The 15767-nt window shown below is 33.9% G+C and carries 17 protein-coding genes; 14 read left to right on the forward strand and 3 right to left on the reverse strand.

The window, feature by feature from the left end:
- Nucleotides 1-48 precede the first annotated feature (48 nt).
- Nucleotides 49-822 carry a DUF1189 domain-containing protein gene (locus A9C19_RS06335; protein ID WP_072581768.1) on the reverse strand — a complete coding sequence of 258 codons (774 nt, stop codon included), beginning with the start codon at nucleotides 820-822 and terminating at the stop codon, nucleotides 49-51.
- Nucleotides 823-1108: 286 nt separating this feature from the next.
- Here A9C19_RS06335 and A9C19_RS06340 point away from each other — a divergent pair, with 286 nt between their 5' ends.
- From A9C19_RS06340 to phoU, 9 genes are all read left to right on the forward strand, one after another.
- Nucleotides 1109-2740: a Na/Pi cotransporter family protein gene (locus A9C19_RS06340; RefSeq protein WP_199445813.1), complete on the forward strand. Its 1632-nt coding sequence runs from the start codon at nucleotides 1109-1111 to the stop codon at nucleotides 2738-2740.
- A gap of 135 nt (nucleotides 2741-2875) precedes the next feature.
- Nucleotides 2876-3358, forward strand: a complete 483-nt coding sequence (locus tag A9C19_RS06345) for a DUF456 domain-containing protein (RefSeq protein ID WP_072579161.1) — start codon at nucleotides 2876-2878, stop codon at nucleotides 3356-3358.
- Nucleotides 3359-3502: 144 nt separating this feature from the next.
- A complete protein-coding gene (sodA, locus tag A9C19_RS06350; protein WP_072579162.1) occupies nucleotides 3503-4111 on the forward strand; it encodes a superoxide dismutase SodA in 609 nt (202 codons plus the stop codon).
- Between the two features lie 548 nt (nucleotides 4112-4659).
- Entirely contained in the window at nucleotides 4660-5952 is a 1293-nt protein-coding gene (locus tag A9C19_RS06355; RefSeq protein ID WP_072579163.1) for an MFS transporter, read from the forward strand.
- A gap of 201 nt (nucleotides 5953-6153) precedes the next feature.
- Entirely contained in the window at nucleotides 6154-7161 is a 1008-nt protein-coding gene (locus A9C19_RS06360; RefSeq protein WP_072579164.1) for a PstS family phosphate ABC transporter substrate-binding protein, read from the forward strand.
- A gap of 75 nt (nucleotides 7162-7236) precedes the next feature.
- The gene (gene pstC / locus A9C19_RS06365; RefSeq protein WP_072579165.1) at nucleotides 7237-8175 is read left to right on the forward strand and encodes a phosphate ABC transporter permease subunit PstC; all 939 of its coding nucleotides are present in this window, start codon (nucleotides 7237-7239) and stop codon (nucleotides 8173-8175) included.
- A gap of 1 nt (nucleotide 8176) precedes the next feature.
- The gene (pstA, locus tag A9C19_RS06370; protein WP_072579166.1) at nucleotides 8177-9055 is read left to right on the forward strand and encodes a phosphate ABC transporter permease PstA; all 879 of its coding nucleotides are present in this window, start codon (nucleotides 8177-8179) and stop codon (nucleotides 9053-9055) included.
- A gap of 27 nt (nucleotides 9056-9082) precedes the next feature.
- Nucleotides 9083-9895, forward strand: a complete 813-nt coding sequence (gene pstB, locus A9C19_RS06375; RefSeq protein WP_072579167.1) for a phosphate ABC transporter ATP-binding protein PstB — start codon at nucleotides 9083-9085, stop codon at nucleotides 9893-9895.
- 369 nt (nucleotides 9896-10264) lie between these two features.
- Nucleotides 10265-10924, forward strand: a complete 660-nt coding sequence (gene phoU / locus A9C19_RS06380) for a phosphate signaling complex protein PhoU (protein ID WP_072579168.1) — start codon at nucleotides 10265-10267, stop codon at nucleotides 10922-10924.
- Nucleotides 10925-10985: 61 nt separating this feature from the next.
- Here phoU and A9C19_RS06385 read toward each other — a convergent pair whose 3' ends face one another.
- Together A9C19_RS06385 and A9C19_RS06390 are read right to left on the reverse strand one after the other, a co-directional pair.
- Complete coding sequence (locus A9C19_RS06385) at nucleotides 10986-11519, reverse strand: endolytic transglycosylase MltG (protein ID WP_072579169.1); 534 nt, start codon at nucleotides 11517-11519, stop codon at nucleotides 10986-10988.
- Nucleotides 11516-11875: a hypothetical protein gene (locus A9C19_RS06390; RefSeq protein WP_072579170.1), complete on the reverse strand. Its 360-nt coding sequence runs from the start codon at nucleotides 11873-11875 to the stop codon at nucleotides 11516-11518. The genes A9C19_RS06385 and A9C19_RS06390 overlap by 4 nt, the downstream gene beginning before the upstream one ends.
- 151 nt (nucleotides 11876-12026) lie before the next feature.
- Here A9C19_RS06390 and A9C19_RS06395 point away from each other — a divergent pair, with 151 nt between their 5' ends.
- The 5 genes from A9C19_RS06395 (at nucleotide 12027) to A9C19_RS06415 (ending at nucleotide 15758) form a co-directional block, all read left to right on the forward strand.
- Nucleotides 12027-12506 carry a hypothetical protein gene (locus A9C19_RS06395; protein ID WP_072579171.1) on the forward strand — a complete coding sequence of 160 codons (480 nt, stop codon included), beginning with the start codon at nucleotides 12027-12029 and terminating at the stop codon, nucleotides 12504-12506.
- On the forward strand, nucleotides 12499-13659 hold the full coding sequence (locus tag A9C19_RS06400) for a glycosyltransferase family 4 protein (RefSeq protein ID WP_072579172.1): 1161 nt from the start codon (nucleotides 12499-12501) through the stop codon (nucleotides 13657-13659). The genes A9C19_RS06395 and A9C19_RS06400 overlap by 8 nt, the downstream gene beginning before the upstream one ends.
- Nucleotides 13660-13788: 129 nt before the next feature.
- The gene (rpmG, locus tag A9C19_RS06405) at nucleotides 13789-13938 is read left to right on the forward strand and encodes a 50S ribosomal protein L33 (protein WP_046590706.1); all 150 of its coding nucleotides are present in this window, start codon (nucleotides 13789-13791) and stop codon (nucleotides 13936-13938) included.
- A gap of 472 nt (nucleotides 13939-14410) precedes the next feature.
- A complete protein-coding gene (locus A9C19_RS06410) occupies nucleotides 14411-14989 on the forward strand; it encodes a 5-formyltetrahydrofolate cyclo-ligase (RefSeq protein WP_072579173.1) in 579 nt (192 codons plus the stop codon).
- Nucleotides 14973-15758: a DUF92 domain-containing protein gene (locus A9C19_RS06415; protein WP_083584304.1), complete on the forward strand. Its 786-nt coding sequence runs from the start codon at nucleotides 14973-14975 to the stop codon at nucleotides 15756-15758. Before A9C19_RS06410 ends, A9C19_RS06415 begins: the two co-directional genes overlap by 17 nt.
- Nucleotides 15759-15767: the final 9 nt, after the last annotated feature.

Genomic DNA, 15767 nt, shown 5'->3' on the forward strand with positions numbered 1-15767 from the left:
CAAAAGAGCGCAAAGTGATATCACTTTGCGCTTTACTATACTTTTTATTTAGCTTTGCTTGTTTTTTGTCGTTGGTATTTCTTTAATTGCCAGATAAAGTACAATGATATGTACAAACCAAGTTATTAAGAAACCACTTGGTACAACGGTCTGTAGACTATCCATAATTACGAAGAATATTGTAGCCAGTGTTGTTGAATAGGCGGATATAATCCATGTTTGTTTGAAATTTATCTTCTTTTGTAAGCTATTTTTTATCCCTAAACCGAATAAAGCGAGAACTGTAATTTCTATAAATTTAATAAAAGCTCCAAATAAATACATGACAAGAACTAAAATTGAAATAATAAGCGGAAGGAGGTTATCCATTTGGTCTGTCAAATCTACTAGCTCTTCTTTCGTGATTGTCATATTTAACATTGAATATTCAGTAGACTGGACTTGTCCTTCTGCCGCTATGACAAATTGATTCTCGAGTAAACCTATTGCATTTGTCTTTGCCTCGATCTCTTCTACACCAAAGGATCCAGTATCATCTAAAATGATGATAAATTCACCACTTCTAATTTCCACTGGGCCATCTGAATCAACTGTTAGTTCTCCATTGGATATTTTAAAGTCAGGTAATTCGTTATCTAGTGTTACCTTAAAGCTATTAATTCCTTGAATTAAGCTACTAGAAAAGTGATAAGCGGTTGGGATTGTGCTTACAAGACTTAAAAGAAATACGAAAAGAATTGTTTTCCCAATACCTTGAAATCTAAAGCGAGATATTTTTTTAGGTGAATATATACTTGTAATCAATTGCTTAAAAACGTTCATTATTTTTGACACATCCTTCTTGAAAAATACCATGAGTATCCTTTTTACTCCATTTTTAATTATCAAATATATGTAATAGCATGCACGACTTATATTTTATATTGGTTAGTTTAATAATACAAGATAACAGAAGAAATAAGCTTCGCTTTAAACTTTAAAGTTGTTTCGTAAATTTATTGTAAATTTTTTAAGAAAAACCTTTACATTAAATCAATATTTCGTTAATAATTGTAGGGGTTGTAGAAATTGTCGAAAATAGACGAAGAAGATTGAGGGGTTGAAAATTTTGGAATTAGATATCCAGAAGATGATTTTTGAATTCATAGGAGGTCTTGGGATATTTCTATTTGGAATTAAGTATATGGGAGATGGTCTCCAAAGATCTGCTGGAGATAAGCTTAGAGATATATTAGATAAGTTTACGACAAACCCAATAATGGGTGTACTAGCAGGGATAATTGTTACTATACTTATTCAATCAAGTAGTGGTACAACTGTAATAACTGTTGGATTAGTTAGTGCTGGTTTTATGACACTTAGACAAGCTATTGGTGTCATAATGGGTGCAAATATCGGTACGACCGTTACAGCATTTATTATTGGAATAAAGATATCAGACTATGCTCTTCCTATTATTGCTCTAGGTGCTGTTTTACTGTTTTTCTTTAAATCGAAAAGAATTCATAGTTTAGGTCAAATTGTCTTTGGTTTCGGTACGTTATTTTTTGGTTTAGATTTAATGGGAGAAGGAATGAAACCACTTCGTGCACTCCAAGCCTTTCAGGATTTAACAGTTAGTATGAGTGATAATCCATTATTGGGTGTATTGGTAGGAACTATTTTTACTGTCATAGTACAAAGTTCTAGTGCAACTATTGGTATCCTTCAAGAGCTTTTTGGGCAAGGCTTAGTTGACATCAAAGCGGCATTGCCTGTATTGTTTGGTGATAACATCGGTACGACGATTACGGCTGTTTTAGCATCAATCGGAGCATCAGTTGCAGCTAGACGAGCGGCACTAACACATGTCATTTTTAACCTTTTAGGTACAACAATATTTTTAATCTTTTTACCATTGTTTACAATTTTTGTTCAGTTCTTACAATTAAAACTTGAATTAAATCCAGAAATGACGATTGCTTTTGCTCATGGTACTTTTAACTTTAGTAATACATTAATCCAATTACCATTGATTGGTGTACTGGCATGGATTGTTACAAAATTAATTCCTGGAAATGATTCGGTTGTGGAATATAAACCGAAACATTTAGATCCAATATTTATTGAACAATCCTCTTCAATAGCTCTTGGTCAAGCTAAGGAAGAAGTACTTAGAATGGGGAAATTTGCAGTTATCGGGCTTGAAGCTTCTAGTGAATATCAGAAGACTTTCCAACAGAAACACGCAGATACTTCTATGCAGCTTGAAGATGCGATAAATAATCTGGACCGTAAAATTACGGATTATTTGATTCTTATCTCAAGAAGCGAAATGTCTCCAGCAGAATCTGAAGAACACAGTATGCTATTAGATACGGTAAGAGATATTGAGAGAATTGGCGATCATTTTGAAAATGTAGTTGAACTTGTCAATTATCAGATAACAAATAAAGTAAAATTAACGGATTCAGCTAAAAATGATCTAGAAGAGATGTTTGTATTAACTATTCAAACTTTAAAAGATGCCTTGACGTCACTAGATGATAAAGATACAGCTTTAGCGTCAAAAGTGTTGAAATCAGAAGAACAGATCGACAAAATGGAACGAACATTACGTAAGAAGCATATCCTTCGTATTAATGAGGGAACATGTACAGGATCAGCAGGGATTATTTTTGTTGACATCATTAGTAATTTAGAGAGAATTGGCGATCATTCTGTAAATATTGCTGAAGCAGTATTAGGCAATAGAGATTAATCATATAGTAATTAAGGTATAATGATAGCAAGGTACTCCTTGCTATTTTTTTATTTCTCTTAGCTAATTTATAGTGCAGTGAAAACAACCCTTTTTGTTTAATGTGAATTTATTCTATGTAAAGGGAGATTGGAAATGGATACAATATATTGGATTATCATTATTGGTTTATTTATCATTGCTTTTATTGGCTTAATCTATCCTATTATCCCAAGTGTTTTGTTTCTTATTGCAGGGTTTGTTCTCTATGGCTATTTATTTAGTTTTACACGTCTGCCCTTTTCTTTTTGGGTGATACAAGGTTTACTCGTAGCTGTTTTATTTGGTGCTGATTATTTATCTAATATGATAGGTGTGAAGAAATTTGGTGGGAGTAAAGCTGCTATTTGGGGGAGTACGATTGGTTTGCTAGTAGGGCCTTTTGTCTTACCTGTTATTGGTATAATTCTTGGACCTTTTTTAGGTGCAATCATTGCTGAACTAATCGTCCACAAGAAGAGTCTATCACATGCATTTAAAAGTGGGATTGGCTCACTTATAGGCTTTATATCTGGAGTTGCAGCTAAAGCTCTAATCCAAATTTGTATGATTGTTTACTTTATTTATTTAGTGGTATAAAAATAATGAAGTCTTTCACTTTTTTTGGTCATACTATATGATTGAAAAGCTTTTCAATTGAAAGAAATCAATAATTTTGGTACTCTTAAATTGAATAGCTTATGCAAGCTCAAATTTATACATATTCTAAGGAGGAAACTTATTATGGCTTACGAATTACCTCAATTACCTTATGCATACGATGCACTAGAACCACATATCGACAAAGAAACGATGAATATTCATCATACAAAACATCATAATACTTACATCACTAATGTGAATGGTGCACTAGAAGGACATGCGGACCTTGCAAGCAAATCAGTGGAGGAACTAGTTTCTAATTTAGATGCTGTTCCAGAAGCTATTCGCCCTGCTGTACGTAACAATGGTGGTGGACATGCAAACCATAGCTTATTCTGGTCAATTTTATCACCTAATGGTGGTGGAGAGCCAACAGGCGAATTAGCGGATGCAATTACGGCTAAATTTGGTAGCTATGATAATTTCAAAGAAGAATTTGCTAAAGCTGCAACTACTCGTTTTGGTTCAGGCTGGGCTTGGTTAGTTGTAAATAATGGTGAAATTGAAGTTACTAGCACACCAAATCAAGATTCTCCTCTAATGGAAGGTAAAACACCTATCCTTGGATTAGATGTTTGGGAGCATGCTTACTACTTAAATTATCAAAACCGTCGTCCTGATTACATTTCTTCTTTCTGGAATGTTGTAAACTGGGATGAAGTATCAAAACGCTATACTTCTGCAAAATAATTGAGTTGAAGGAGGGTGACTCACAGGGTTGTAAATAATGACCTTGTGAGCACTCTTTCTTTTTTTGGGAACCAAATAAGTGAAGTAGTATTCCTCCGCTTTATTGCTATCCAATTTCCCCTTTTTCCTTTCTTCTGTATTTTTTTATAATTATTTCCAATATTTAAAAAGTCCAATTAGTGAATTTCTATGAAGGCCACGCATTGAAAATCTGACTGTTTTCATTGCAGGCTTCCTTGTCGTGTAATAGTCATAGTGACCTTCCCTAAGTCTCATACGTTTGCATGGGCTTACTTATTTCAACATTTTGAGGAAGTACTCTTTTTTACGTCCTGAAAGCGTTGAAGCTCTATAGATTCAAATTACTGAAATTAATGCCTTACTAGAGCCATTTATTGGTGTTCTTCTTTTTTATCAAAAAGATATAAGCTTATATAAAGAGCTCCTTTACTTATTGGGTAAATTCCCTTCATACAAATACAACATAAATACATAACTAGATGTGGATAAGACAAACTATGTATAGAAGTTGAAGGGGAGTTATATACATGTCTAAATTACAAAGAGTTTTTGGTGACATAGAGGTAAGCAAGGATTTGCTACTCCTATTATGTATTGGGGGATTATATTCATTAAGTATTTCTTTATCAAATACATTTGTAAATGTGTATTTATGGAAACAGTCGGGGCAATTTTTAGATTTAGGTATTTACAATTTATCGATCGTTACTTTGCAACCTTTAACGTTTATTGTTGCAGGTCGGTTGGCTAAGAAAATAGATCGTGTCATGGTATTACGATTAGGGGTTATTTTTTTAGCGATCTTCTTTTTATCGGTCCTAATTATTGGCTCAAATGCTGCAAAGTTCTTAATACTTTTGGGAGGGACACTAGGAGTAGGATATGGATTTTATTGGCTAGCTTTTAATGTATTAACTTTTGAAATAACAGAGCCAGAGACTAGGGATTTTTTTAATGGGTTTTTAGGGATTATGAATTCAACAGCTGGAATGATTGGCCCTATTATTGCAGGGTTTATCATTTCTAGATTTGAAAACTTTACGGGATATACAACTATTTTCAGCATATCTTTATTACTGTTTTCAGGTGCAGTCATCTTGAGCTTTTTCCTAAAAAGAAGGCCAGCAGATGGGGATTATCTTTTTATTAGGATTATTAAAGAGCGCAAGAACAATAAAAACTGGTGGTTAATTACAAGCGCGCATTTTTTCCAAGGACTAAGAGAAGGAACCTTTATTTTTATAATAGGGGTGTTTGTTTTTATTACGACAGGAAGTGAATTAGCACTAGGAACTTTTGGCTTGGTTAACTCTGGTGTTGCTTTTCTTTCTTACTATATAGCTGCGAGGGTTATTAAGAAAAATCGTAGGAAACCGTTTATATTAATTGGTGGTTCAATCCTCTACTTATCCATCTCTTTATTAATATTTGATTTAACGTATACAAAGCTGTTGATTTATGCAGGATTAATTGCTATTGGATACCCAATGCTTCTTGTTCCCTACATGTCCTTAACATACGATGTGATTGGAAAGGCTTGGAATGCAGCAAAAGCGAGAATAGAGTATATCGTGGTGAAGGAGCTCTTCTTAAATGCAGGTAGAATTGTTTCGATCTTATGCTTTATTTTTGCAATAACAGTATTTGATGAAAAGAAGAGTATCCCTGTATTATTACCAATTATAGGTATGGGACATCTTATTATCTTCTTTTTCGTAAGACATGTAAGAATTGAATCCGACGATATTACCCTTGAAAAATCAAAAGATAATTCTGTAGTAAAAACAAATGTTGTTGATGGAGATAATAGTGGAAATTAAAGCTAAACATGCTTCTCTGGTTTAATACTTAAGTGTATATAACCAAGAGAAGCATTTTTTATGCATGTATCAAACAAAATGTGACAACTTCTCACACGAATTTACAAAACCTTTACATTAAGTTAAAACGGCATTAATACTAGAGAGTTATTCTAATACTCGTAGGACAAAACAACCAATATTTCTAGGGGGAATTAAAGAATGAAAAACTTTAAGTTTCTAGCTTTATCAATTATGATTTCTTCACTACTTGCTTTTGCTACAGCATGTGGTAACGAGGCAGAAGAAGGGGCTACTGAAGGAACAACAACTGAAGAGACTACAGAAGGTGCGACTTCTGAAGAAACTTCAGAAGAAGCTGCTGAATTAGAAGGAGAAGTTGCTATCGACGGTTCTTCTACTGTAGCTCCAATTGGTGAAGCGGTATCTGAAGAATTCGCTGGAGTACACCCGAAAGTACAAGCTCCTATTGGAGTATCTGGTACTGGTGGTGGTTTCGAGAAGTTTATCGCTAAAGAAACTGATATCTCTGAAGCATCTCGTCCAATTAAAGAAGAAGAAAAAACAGCAGCTGAAGAAGCAGGTATTGAATTTACAGAATTTAAAGTAGCATTCGATGGTCTTTCTGTAGTTGTTAATAAAGAAAACGACTTTTTAGACCAATTAACTGTTGAAGATCTGAAAAAACTTTGGATCGAAGATGGTAACGTAAAAAAATGGTCTGACATTAACCCTGATTGGCCAGCTGAAGAGGTTAAATTCTTCTCACCAGGAACTGATTCAGGTACTTATGATTACTTCAATGAAGTAATTTTAGAAGATGAGCAAATTGTTAAATCTGCCCAACTATCTGAAGATGATAACACTCTTGTAAAAGGTGTTACTGGAGATAAAAATGGTATTGGTTACTTTGGATATGCTTACTACTTAGAAAATAAAGACAATTTAAAAGTTGTTCCTATCGTAAATGAAGCAGGAGAAGCTGTAGAGCCAACAAACGAAACTGTTGAATCTGGAGATTACAATCCACTATCTCGTCCATTATTCATTTATGTAAATAACGCTTCTATTAAAGATAAAGAGCATGTATATGAGTATGTGAAATTCTACCTTGAAAATGCGGCTGAATTGGCTACTGAAGTTGGATATGTATCTCTTCCAGAAGAAGAATATACTACTCAACTTGAAACTCTTGAAGGCTTAAAATAATAAATATCTTAGACGATGAGAAGCACATTCTTGTGTTTCTCATCTTCCTTATGCTTGGAAAGGGGCTTCTCAAAAATGGCAGCAATAAACAAAACTGTGCGTGAAATGATTAAAGAGAAAAAGTCTAAAAACAGCACAAATCAAATTATGGAAAAAATGGTTCCTAGTTTACTTTTTGTATTAGCATTAATTTCGATTTTAACAACAGTTGGTATTGTCTTAACATTAATATTTGAAACTGTTACATTTTTTAGTCGTGTTTCAATTATTGAATTCATAACTTCAAAAGAATGGTATCCATTCTTTGAAGAAAATGCTTCATATGGAATTATGGCGCTTATTTCTGGTACGTTATTAATTACGGTTATTGCTATTATTGTTGCTGTTCCTATTGGTTTAGCATCCGCTATCTTTTTGAGTGAATATGCATCAGATCGCACAAGAAGGATCATTAAACCGATTCTTGAAGTTTTAGCTGGTATTCCAACAATTGTATATGGATTCTTTGCTTTAACTTTCGTTACACCATTATTGCAAAAATTGATTCCAGATATGTCTATCTTTAATGCTTTAAGTCCAGGGATTGTAGTCGGAATTATGATAATCCCTATGATTGCTTCGTTATCTGAAGATGCAATGAGCTCAGTACCGAATTCAATGAGAGAAGGAGCACTTGCATTAGGAGCAACAAAATTTGAAGTAACGTTAAAAGTCATTGTACCTGCAGCAATGTCAGGTATAGTTGCATCATTCGTTTTAGGTATTTCTCGTGCAATTGGTGAAACAATGATCGTTACGTTGGCTGGTGGAGCAACTCCTAAACTAACATTCGATCCTACTGAATCAATTCAAACGATGACTGCTTATATTGTCCAAGTTAGTTCTGGTGACGCAGGGTATGGTACGACAGTTTATTATAGTATTTATGCTGTTGGGATGACATTATTCTTGTTCACATTGATCATGAACTTATTAGCTCAATATATTTCTCGTCGTTATAGGGAGGAATACTAAAATGAAACTAATAGATAAACAGTCTGTATCAAAAAATATGGGTAAAAGATTAGCTGTTAACAATTTATTTAAAGGGATATTTGTTGTAGCTATACTCTTTACTTTAGTGGTGCTAGCAGTATTACTTTATCGGATATTCACTCAAGGATTTAGCTTTATTTCATTTGATTTTTTCCAAAACTTTGCTTCTAGAAAACCAGAACAGTCTGGAATAAAAGCAGCACTTGTTGGATCTTTATGGGTTATGGGTGTAACAATTCCAATTGCTTTAATATTAGCAGTTGGTACAGCGATTTATTTGGAAGAGTATGCTAAGAAGAGTAAGCTTAATGCTTTTATTCAAACAAACATTTCAAATCTAGCTGGAGTACCTTCAATCGTATTCGGTTTATTAGGTTTAACAGTATTTGTACGTTTCTTTGATCTAGGGCGTAGTATTTTAGCTGGTGGATTAACAATGGCGCTACTTGTATTGCCTGTTATTGTTGTAGCATCGCAAGAAGCAATTCGTTCTGTACCTAAAGACTTACGTGAAGCATCTTATGGAATGGGTGCGACGAAATGGCAGACTATCCTAAGAGTGGTATTACCTGCTGCTATTCCGGGAATCATCACAGGAAGTATTTTAGCATTTTCTCGTGCGATAGGTGAAACAGCACCTTTATTAGTTGTTGGAGCATTCGCTTTTGTTAACTACTTACCAGAAAATGTGATGAGTACCTTTACTGTGATGCCAATTCAAATTTACAACTGGGCGGCAAGACCGCAACCAGAATTCCAAGACGTTGCAGCTGCGGGAATCATTATCTTGTTTATTTTCTTAATTGTCATGAACTCTGTTGCAGTTTTAATAAGAAATAAGTTTCAAAAACGTTATTAATAAAGCTTTAATTGGAGGGGTTTTTCAATGGATACTGTGAAAATTAAAAGAGAAGCAATAGAAAAAAATAAGGCAAATACAAATAAGAGTATTGTCTATAAATCAGATAATTTAAATTTATGGTACGGAAAAGATCAAGCACTAAAAAACATTGATTTAGATATTTATGAGAATGATGTGACAGCTATTATTGGACCATCTGGGTGTGGTAAGTCAACTTATATTAAGACACTAAATCGAATGGTTGAGTTAATCCCTGTAGTACGTACGTCTGGTCAAATCCTGTACCGTGGCAAGAATATTTTTGATAAATCTTATCAAGTTGAGGATCTAAGAACACAGGTTGGAATGGTGTTTCAAAAGCCCAATCCATTTCCTAAGTCAATATATGAGAATATTGCTTATGGTCCAAAAATTCACGGAATTAAAGATAAAAAAGTAATTGATGAAATTGTTGAAAAGAGTTTACGTGGAGCCGCGATCTGGGATGAAGTGAAAGATCGTTTGAAGGAAAATGCATATGGTCTATCTGGTGGACAACAGCAACGCTTATGTATTGCACGCTGTTTAGCTATTGAGCCAGACGTTATCTTAATGGATGAACCAACATCTGCACTTGATCCTATTTCTACATTGAAAATCGAGGAACTTATTCAAGAATTAAAACAAAACTACAGCATTATCATCGTTACACACAATATGCAACAAGCAGCTCGTATATCTGATCGTACAGCATTCTTTCTTAATGGAGAAGTAGTGGAATATACGGATACTGATCGTCTATTTTCTAATCCTTCTGACAAGCGTACAGAAGACTATATTACAGGTCGATTTGGATAAGTCCTATGAAGTCGTACACTTATTGTACGACTTTTTCTGTATTGTAACGATTAAGTAAGTGATCAAAGAAATCCTAAGTGCTGCTCTAGTATTGAGAGAGTAGCGCTTTTACTTTTACTTACTAGCGTATTTCGTTTTGAATGATATCTATATTATTGCCATTTTTCCTGTACTTTAAGAGGGGAGTCAAATGAAAGAGTCCCAAGGCAAGCATTATAACTAGATGTATGGCGAATATATAGCGAATAATTCTACCAACTAAAAAAAATTTGTGTTGAACATTAACTGACACTTTTTACTATATTTCTAAATGTTTTCTTTGAATCTATCTTGGGAATACAATACGTATAAGGAATGGAGGTTTTTCGCATGTCCGTTAGGGAGAAATTTGAATTTGATTTAAAAAATTTACGTGATAAATTAATTGAAATCGGAAGTCTTACGGAAGTAGCTTTAAATAAATCTATTGATGCATTAGAGAATCAAAATATCGAAAAGGCTCTACAAATAATAGAAGATGATTATAGGGTTGATGACTTAGATGAAGAAATTAATGATCTCGCAATTCTTCTCATTGCAAAACAGCAACCTGTAGCGACAGATCTTAGAAGAATTATTGTAGCAATAAAAATTTCTAGCGATATCGAAAGAATGGCTGATTTTGCAGTGAATATTGCGAAATCTACAATTAGAATTGGAACAGAGCCTCTGGTGAAACCAATTGAAACAATAAAAAAAATGCATGAAATTGCTACTGAAATGCTATCACTATCTATTAAAGCTTTTAATGAAGAGGATGTTGTTCTGGCTAAGAAAGTGGCAGATATGGATGATCAAGTGGACGATTTATACGGAGAAGGTATGAAAGACATCCTAATGTTAATGGAGTCGAAATCTCAATATTTGGAACAATTAACACAGCTTGCGTTTGTTTGTCGTTATATTGAAAGAACGGCTGATCATGCTACTAACATATCAGAGAGCATTATGTACTTAGTAAAGGGAAAAAGATATGATTTGAATACCTAAACCCTCTAATTTAAAAAAAGAGCCACAGGAACCCGTTAAGGGCTCCAAGTGGCTCTTTTCTTTATCTAGTAAAGGCATCTGCTAATTGTTCAAACGTCATACCCTTTTTTACTTCAAAAGTTCCTAATTGTACTCTTGTGTGATATTCGTTTTTAATTAAAAATTGATCAAACTCACCAGATGACTCGATAATTCCATTTTGCTCTAACTGATCGGACACTTCACTTGTTGTCATGCCTTCTTTTATTGTCACTTTATATGTTACGGTTTCTTCTTTTTTCTCTTCTTTCGGTTCTTCAGCTTTAGGTGTTTCCTCTGTTTTTTCTATTTCCTCTGTCTTTTGCTCTGTTTCAGGTGCTTTTGTTTCACCTTGTACCGATGCGTTTTTTGCAGCTAACAACTGTTCGTATTCCTCTGTTTTAATTGGGATTTCACCGTTATTTGATAAGTATGCCTCCACATCATCTTTAGAAATTTCTTGCTTTTCTTTAGGAGATGAAGATTCTTGGTTGTTTGAAAAAAGATAAGTTGCTCCAAGTACAGAGGTTGAAACGATCATTCCAGCAGCAAAAGCTCGAAATCCTGTTTTACTCATGTTAAAGACCTCTCATTCTTTTCAACAATTAACTTAATTTCTTCTACTGTTGATGATTCGGATAAAGCTATTGCTTCTAAAGACATTCCTTGTCGGAATTTCGCTAAAATTCTAGCTGGATTTTGAGCTTCATCATTTGCCATACTAGTTGTAGTTTCTTTTAACGGTGTATCATTTTGAAGCAACTCTTCTTCTACTATTCTCATTTTTTTCTTTAGCTTGTAGATCTCTTGCATAGCTGAAAGTTGTAAATGGTCTAATTCTTGTTCTAGTTCCTTAACGTTATCACGTTGAAAATAGGATATACCGATAAGCACAATGCTTATAATGAACAAAATAATAATCATAATTGTCATCTTTTTCACCTTCTATTGTATATTTCCCTATACATTTATATCATAAAATGCTACTCCAAAGAAGTCATTTTAAAGGAAAATGTAGATTTTTGACGAATTTAATATTTATGTAATAATTCGTTGTAACAGCATAAAGAAAGAAGAGATTTCTGTGAAAAAGAATAAAGTAGAAGAGAAAGCTACCAATAGCATTCGAAATGGGATGTGTTTTTATGTGGATAGTATTGACCTGATTTTGTATAAAACAACGATCGTTGTGAGTTGGACTATTAGTGATCAAACAGCAGAATGCTTTGATATGCTTCTTAAAGAATCTTTTCAGGATTTGCAAATGAAATTAGTATTGTATGCTAGTTTTGATGAATTCTCGTCAATATACACGTCTGAATATATCATTTATGATCAATCTGGTACTTATCAAATTCATCAGCTTCCTAACGGGGTGTATTCTTGTGAGATAAAAGTAGTTAATTCACAAAATGAATCTATCACAATTAAGCGTTCTTCAGAGACGAGTGTGTCTAATAGTTATAGCTTAATTGACATTAGTTCTGAAAAGAAATGGTCTTTATATAACCAGGGAAATAATCATGATCAGAATACTTTTTCAGGGTATACGACTTATGAATAAGCAGAATTTAACGGTATTGTGTTTAACAACAGAGTATGGTGAAAATGTGGTTGGGGGGTTAGGAAGACACGTTACAGACTTAACCTTAGCTTCAAAAAATCAAGGGTTATCCTACATTGTCATTACACCCTCGATTTCTGGCAAAGAATATGTTGAGGTAAAAAAACATGTAACCGTTTATTATGTAAAGAACTGGACCCCTGTTCATCTTCATTTTTTAGATTATATACGTAATCTGAATTTTAGAATCGTACAATTTGTTTTACATGAATTGAATAAGGACGTTGATCTTATCCATTGCCATGATTGGTTAACGGGTATGGCCGCTGTTACTTTACAAAAGCAATTAGGTAAACCATTAATGAGTACGATTCATTCAACAGAAAAAGAAAGGAAGCTTGTAGTAAAGACTAAACCTATTGAAATGATTACAACATATGAAAAGGAATTAATGACAAAGTCAGACAGACTGATTGTTAGTAGTGCATATATGTATTCTCTCTTGAATCGCGATTATGATATTGAAAAAGAATGTATGGATCTCATTCCAAATGGAATACTACCAAGTCAGTATCAATTGCCTAGAAATGAATCAAATAACCAGTATCCTACTCCATTTATACTTGCAATGGGGAGGTTAGTGAAAGAAAAGGGCTTTGAGTATCTTTTAATGGCATTTGAAGAAATAAAACCATTTCATAAAGACCTGAAGCTTATAATTGCTGGGGAAGGGCCATATGAAGAGGTGTTAATACGAAAGTCTATAGAATTAACTATTGATGATGATGTTATATTTACTGGGCATGTAAAGGGAAGGGAGAAAAATTGCCTTCTTCATCAATGTGAAATGCTCATAATCCCAAGTTTATATGAGCCTTTTGGAATCATTGCACTTGAAGGAATGATTTGTAGAAGACCGGTCATAGCTTTTCATACAGGTGGATTAAAAGAGATAGTGGGGGATGGAAAGGGGATCTTAGTTGAGAGTTCTCGATCATCTGACCTTGCAAAAGAAATGCGTACTATACTAGTAAATAGGGAGTTAGGAAAGGAAGTAGCCGATCGTGGGTTTACTCATGTTGTTCAAAACTACCACTGGGACGATGTGATCCTACTAATAAAAAATTCCTATCAAACATTGCTAAATAAGTAGTGACATTCTGTACTTATAAAGTTTATTTTAAAATAAAGTGAAATAGATATGGAATTTGACTAATAAAAATGATATTATATTAAAGTCTGATTTGTTTTATAGTTTTTTTATGTTTGGAGGGAAAGAAACATGCGTGTGAATATTACTTTAGCTTGCACTGATTGTGGCGAACGTAACTATATTTCTAAAAAGAATAAACGTAACAACCCAGATCGTCTTGAGCTTAAAAAATATTGCTCAAGAGAGAAAAAAATGACTTTACACCGTGAAACAAAGTAAGCAGTAGGAGGTTTTATTCCTACTGTTTTTTCTTAAGGAATTCTAATATTCCTTACACTGGAAAGCGCCCGACATCTAGCACAAGTGCTTTGCCTTGTTCTGATCAAGAGCGCTTTTTTATTTTTGGGTTTCTTACTTATTGCATTTTAAAGGCTCTCTTCTGAAAGGTAGTTGCTAATCACCTAGAAAGTAATTAGGACAGGCTCTTAATGATAAATAAGCTAATATTCTAATGAGTAAAGCTGCCACTAATCTTTATACAGCGCTTTTTTCTTCATATGAATTAAAGCGACGAAGTTTACGAAAACAGTCATGGGTAAAGACCCTACTTTTTTTATTCCTCAAGTCCTTGCTCCATCGTCATTCAACACATGAAAAGTACTCCATTAGATAAAGTTCTTATCGTAACTGTAGGAATGCTAGTCATCATCATAGTAAACCCTCTATAATAAAAGGGGGAGGGCTTATTTAAATGCTAAATAATAAAAATCATATACGTACATATATAAAAAAGATACTAAGTGAAATGGATGAATTAGCTCATAAAAATTCATCACAAACCATTCATACTCGCCTGTTCTTAACAGATTATTGGACTGAATCAAAGGTCATTGCTATTACAGTATCTCGTGGCAGAGAAATTGAAACGATACCTATCATTCAAAAGGCCTGGTCTGAACAGAAAAAAGTTCTTGTACCAAAATGCTATCCAAAAACAAATGAGATGGAGTTTAGGGAAATTACCTCTTTACATCAATTAGAACAAGTTTATTTTGGTTTGTCTGAACCAAAAGTACAAGTAACGAATCTAGTACTGCCTAATCAAATTGATTTAATTATCGTTCCCGGCGTATGTTTTGATCAAAAAGGCTATCGAATAGGGTATGGTGGAGGATATTATGATCGTTATTTGGAAGCTTTTAGAGGCAGGACTTTGTCTCTCAGCTTTCGGTTTCAACTAGTGGATGAAGTACCAAGAGAAGCACATGATCGAGCTGTCCAGTTGATTGTGACAGAAGATGAGGTGATTCATTGTGATCGAAACGATTGATAGTTTAACTACTGTTATGATTCCTTTATTAGCAGTTATCGCTTGGAAAGTAAATACGCTTACTTTTGGAGGAGCAATTGGAGCAAGTGTTGTTGGGATAGGTATTTATCTTGGTTTCGGTAGTGAAGGATTTATCATCCTAGGCTGCTTTTTTGTCACCTCAACTGCTTTTGGTAAGCTTAAATCAAAAGAGATGATTGAAGATATAACGGAAAAGGGGGATAGACGAGATATCATTCAGGTATTTGCTAATGGAGGTATACCAGCTATTCTTGGTTTTCTAACAATACTTTTTCCATCTGCAATGGACATCTTAACAACCGGATTTTGTGTTTCTCTTGGAGTAGCAACATCAGATACGTGGGCATCTGAATTAGGGGTATATAGTAAAGGGAAGCCTAGAATGGTCTTTACATTAAAAGAGGTAGAGAAGGGAACTTCAGGAGCAATCTCTATATTAGGAACGTGTGCGGGTCTTTTAGGTGCTTTTTTTATTGCAATATTAGCTTTTTTAACCTTTGACTTAAGTTTTTCCGCGATTATGGTCATTACATGTTTCAGTTTTCTAGGAAATATTCTTGATACCATTTTAGGTGAACTTCTACAAAATAAGTATCGATGTAGAATCTGCGAAAGAGTGACAGAGAAGAAAATCCATTGTCAACAAGAAGCGGAAAAGGTAAGAAGGATGACTTTTCTAACAAACGATATGGTGAATATTACTTCAATTACACTTGCAACTGGAATGGCAGTTTTATTTTCATCTTAATGTTAGGTT

The organism is Bacillus weihaiensis (assembly GCF_001889165.1).
Lineage (GTDB): Bacteria > Bacillota > Bacilli > Bacillales > Bacillaceae > Metabacillus > Metabacillus weihaiensis.

Coding starts and splice junctions, on each gene's coding strand:
- A9C19_RS06385 (WP_072579169.1), bottom strand. CDS start 11,519: ATGAGTAAAACAGGATTTCGAGCTTTTGCTGCTGGAATGATCGTTTCA.
- rpmG (WP_046590706.1), top strand. CDS start 13,789: ATGCGTGTGAATATTACTTTAGCTTGCACTGATTGTGGCGAACGTAAC.
- A9C19_RS06360 (WP_072579164.1), top strand. CDS start 6,154: ATGAAAAACTTTAAGTTTCTAGCTTTATCAATTATGATTTCTTCACTA.
- phoU (WP_072579168.1), top strand. CDS start 10,265: ATGTCCGTTAGGGAGAAATTTGAATTTGATTTAAAAAATTTACGTGAT.
- pstA (WP_072579166.1), top strand. CDS start 8,177: ATGAAACTAATAGATAAACAGTCTGTATCAAAAAATATGGGTAAAAGA.
- A9C19_RS06390 (WP_072579170.1), bottom strand. CDS start 11,875: ATGACAATTATGATTATTATTTTGTTCATTATAAGCATTGTGCTTATC.
- A9C19_RS06335 (WP_072581768.1), bottom strand. CDS start 822: ATGAACGTTTTTAAGCAATTGATTACAAGTATATATTCACCTAAAAAA.
- A9C19_RS06410 (WP_072579173.1), top strand. CDS start 14,411: ATGCTAAATAATAAAAATCATATACGTACATATATAAAAAAGATACTA.
- A9C19_RS06355 (WP_072579163.1), top strand. CDS start 4,660: ATGTCTAAATTACAAAGAGTTTTTGGTGACATAGAGGTAAGCAAGGAT.
- pstB (WP_072579167.1), top strand. CDS start 9,083: ATGGATACTGTGAAAATTAAAAGAGAAGCAATAGAAAAAAATAAGGCA.
- A9C19_RS06345 (WP_072579161.1), top strand. CDS start 2,876: ATGGATACAATATATTGGATTATCATTATTGGTTTATTTATCATTGCT.
- pstC (WP_072579165.1), top strand. CDS start 7,237: ATGGCAGCAATAAACAAAACTGTGCGTGAAATGATTAAAGAGAAAAAG.
- A9C19_RS06400 (WP_072579172.1), top strand. CDS start 12,499: ATGAATAAGCAGAATTTAACGGTATTGTGTTTAACAACAGAGTATGGT.
- sodA (WP_072579162.1), top strand. CDS start 3,503: ATGGCTTACGAATTACCTCAATTACCTTATGCATACGATGCACTAGAA.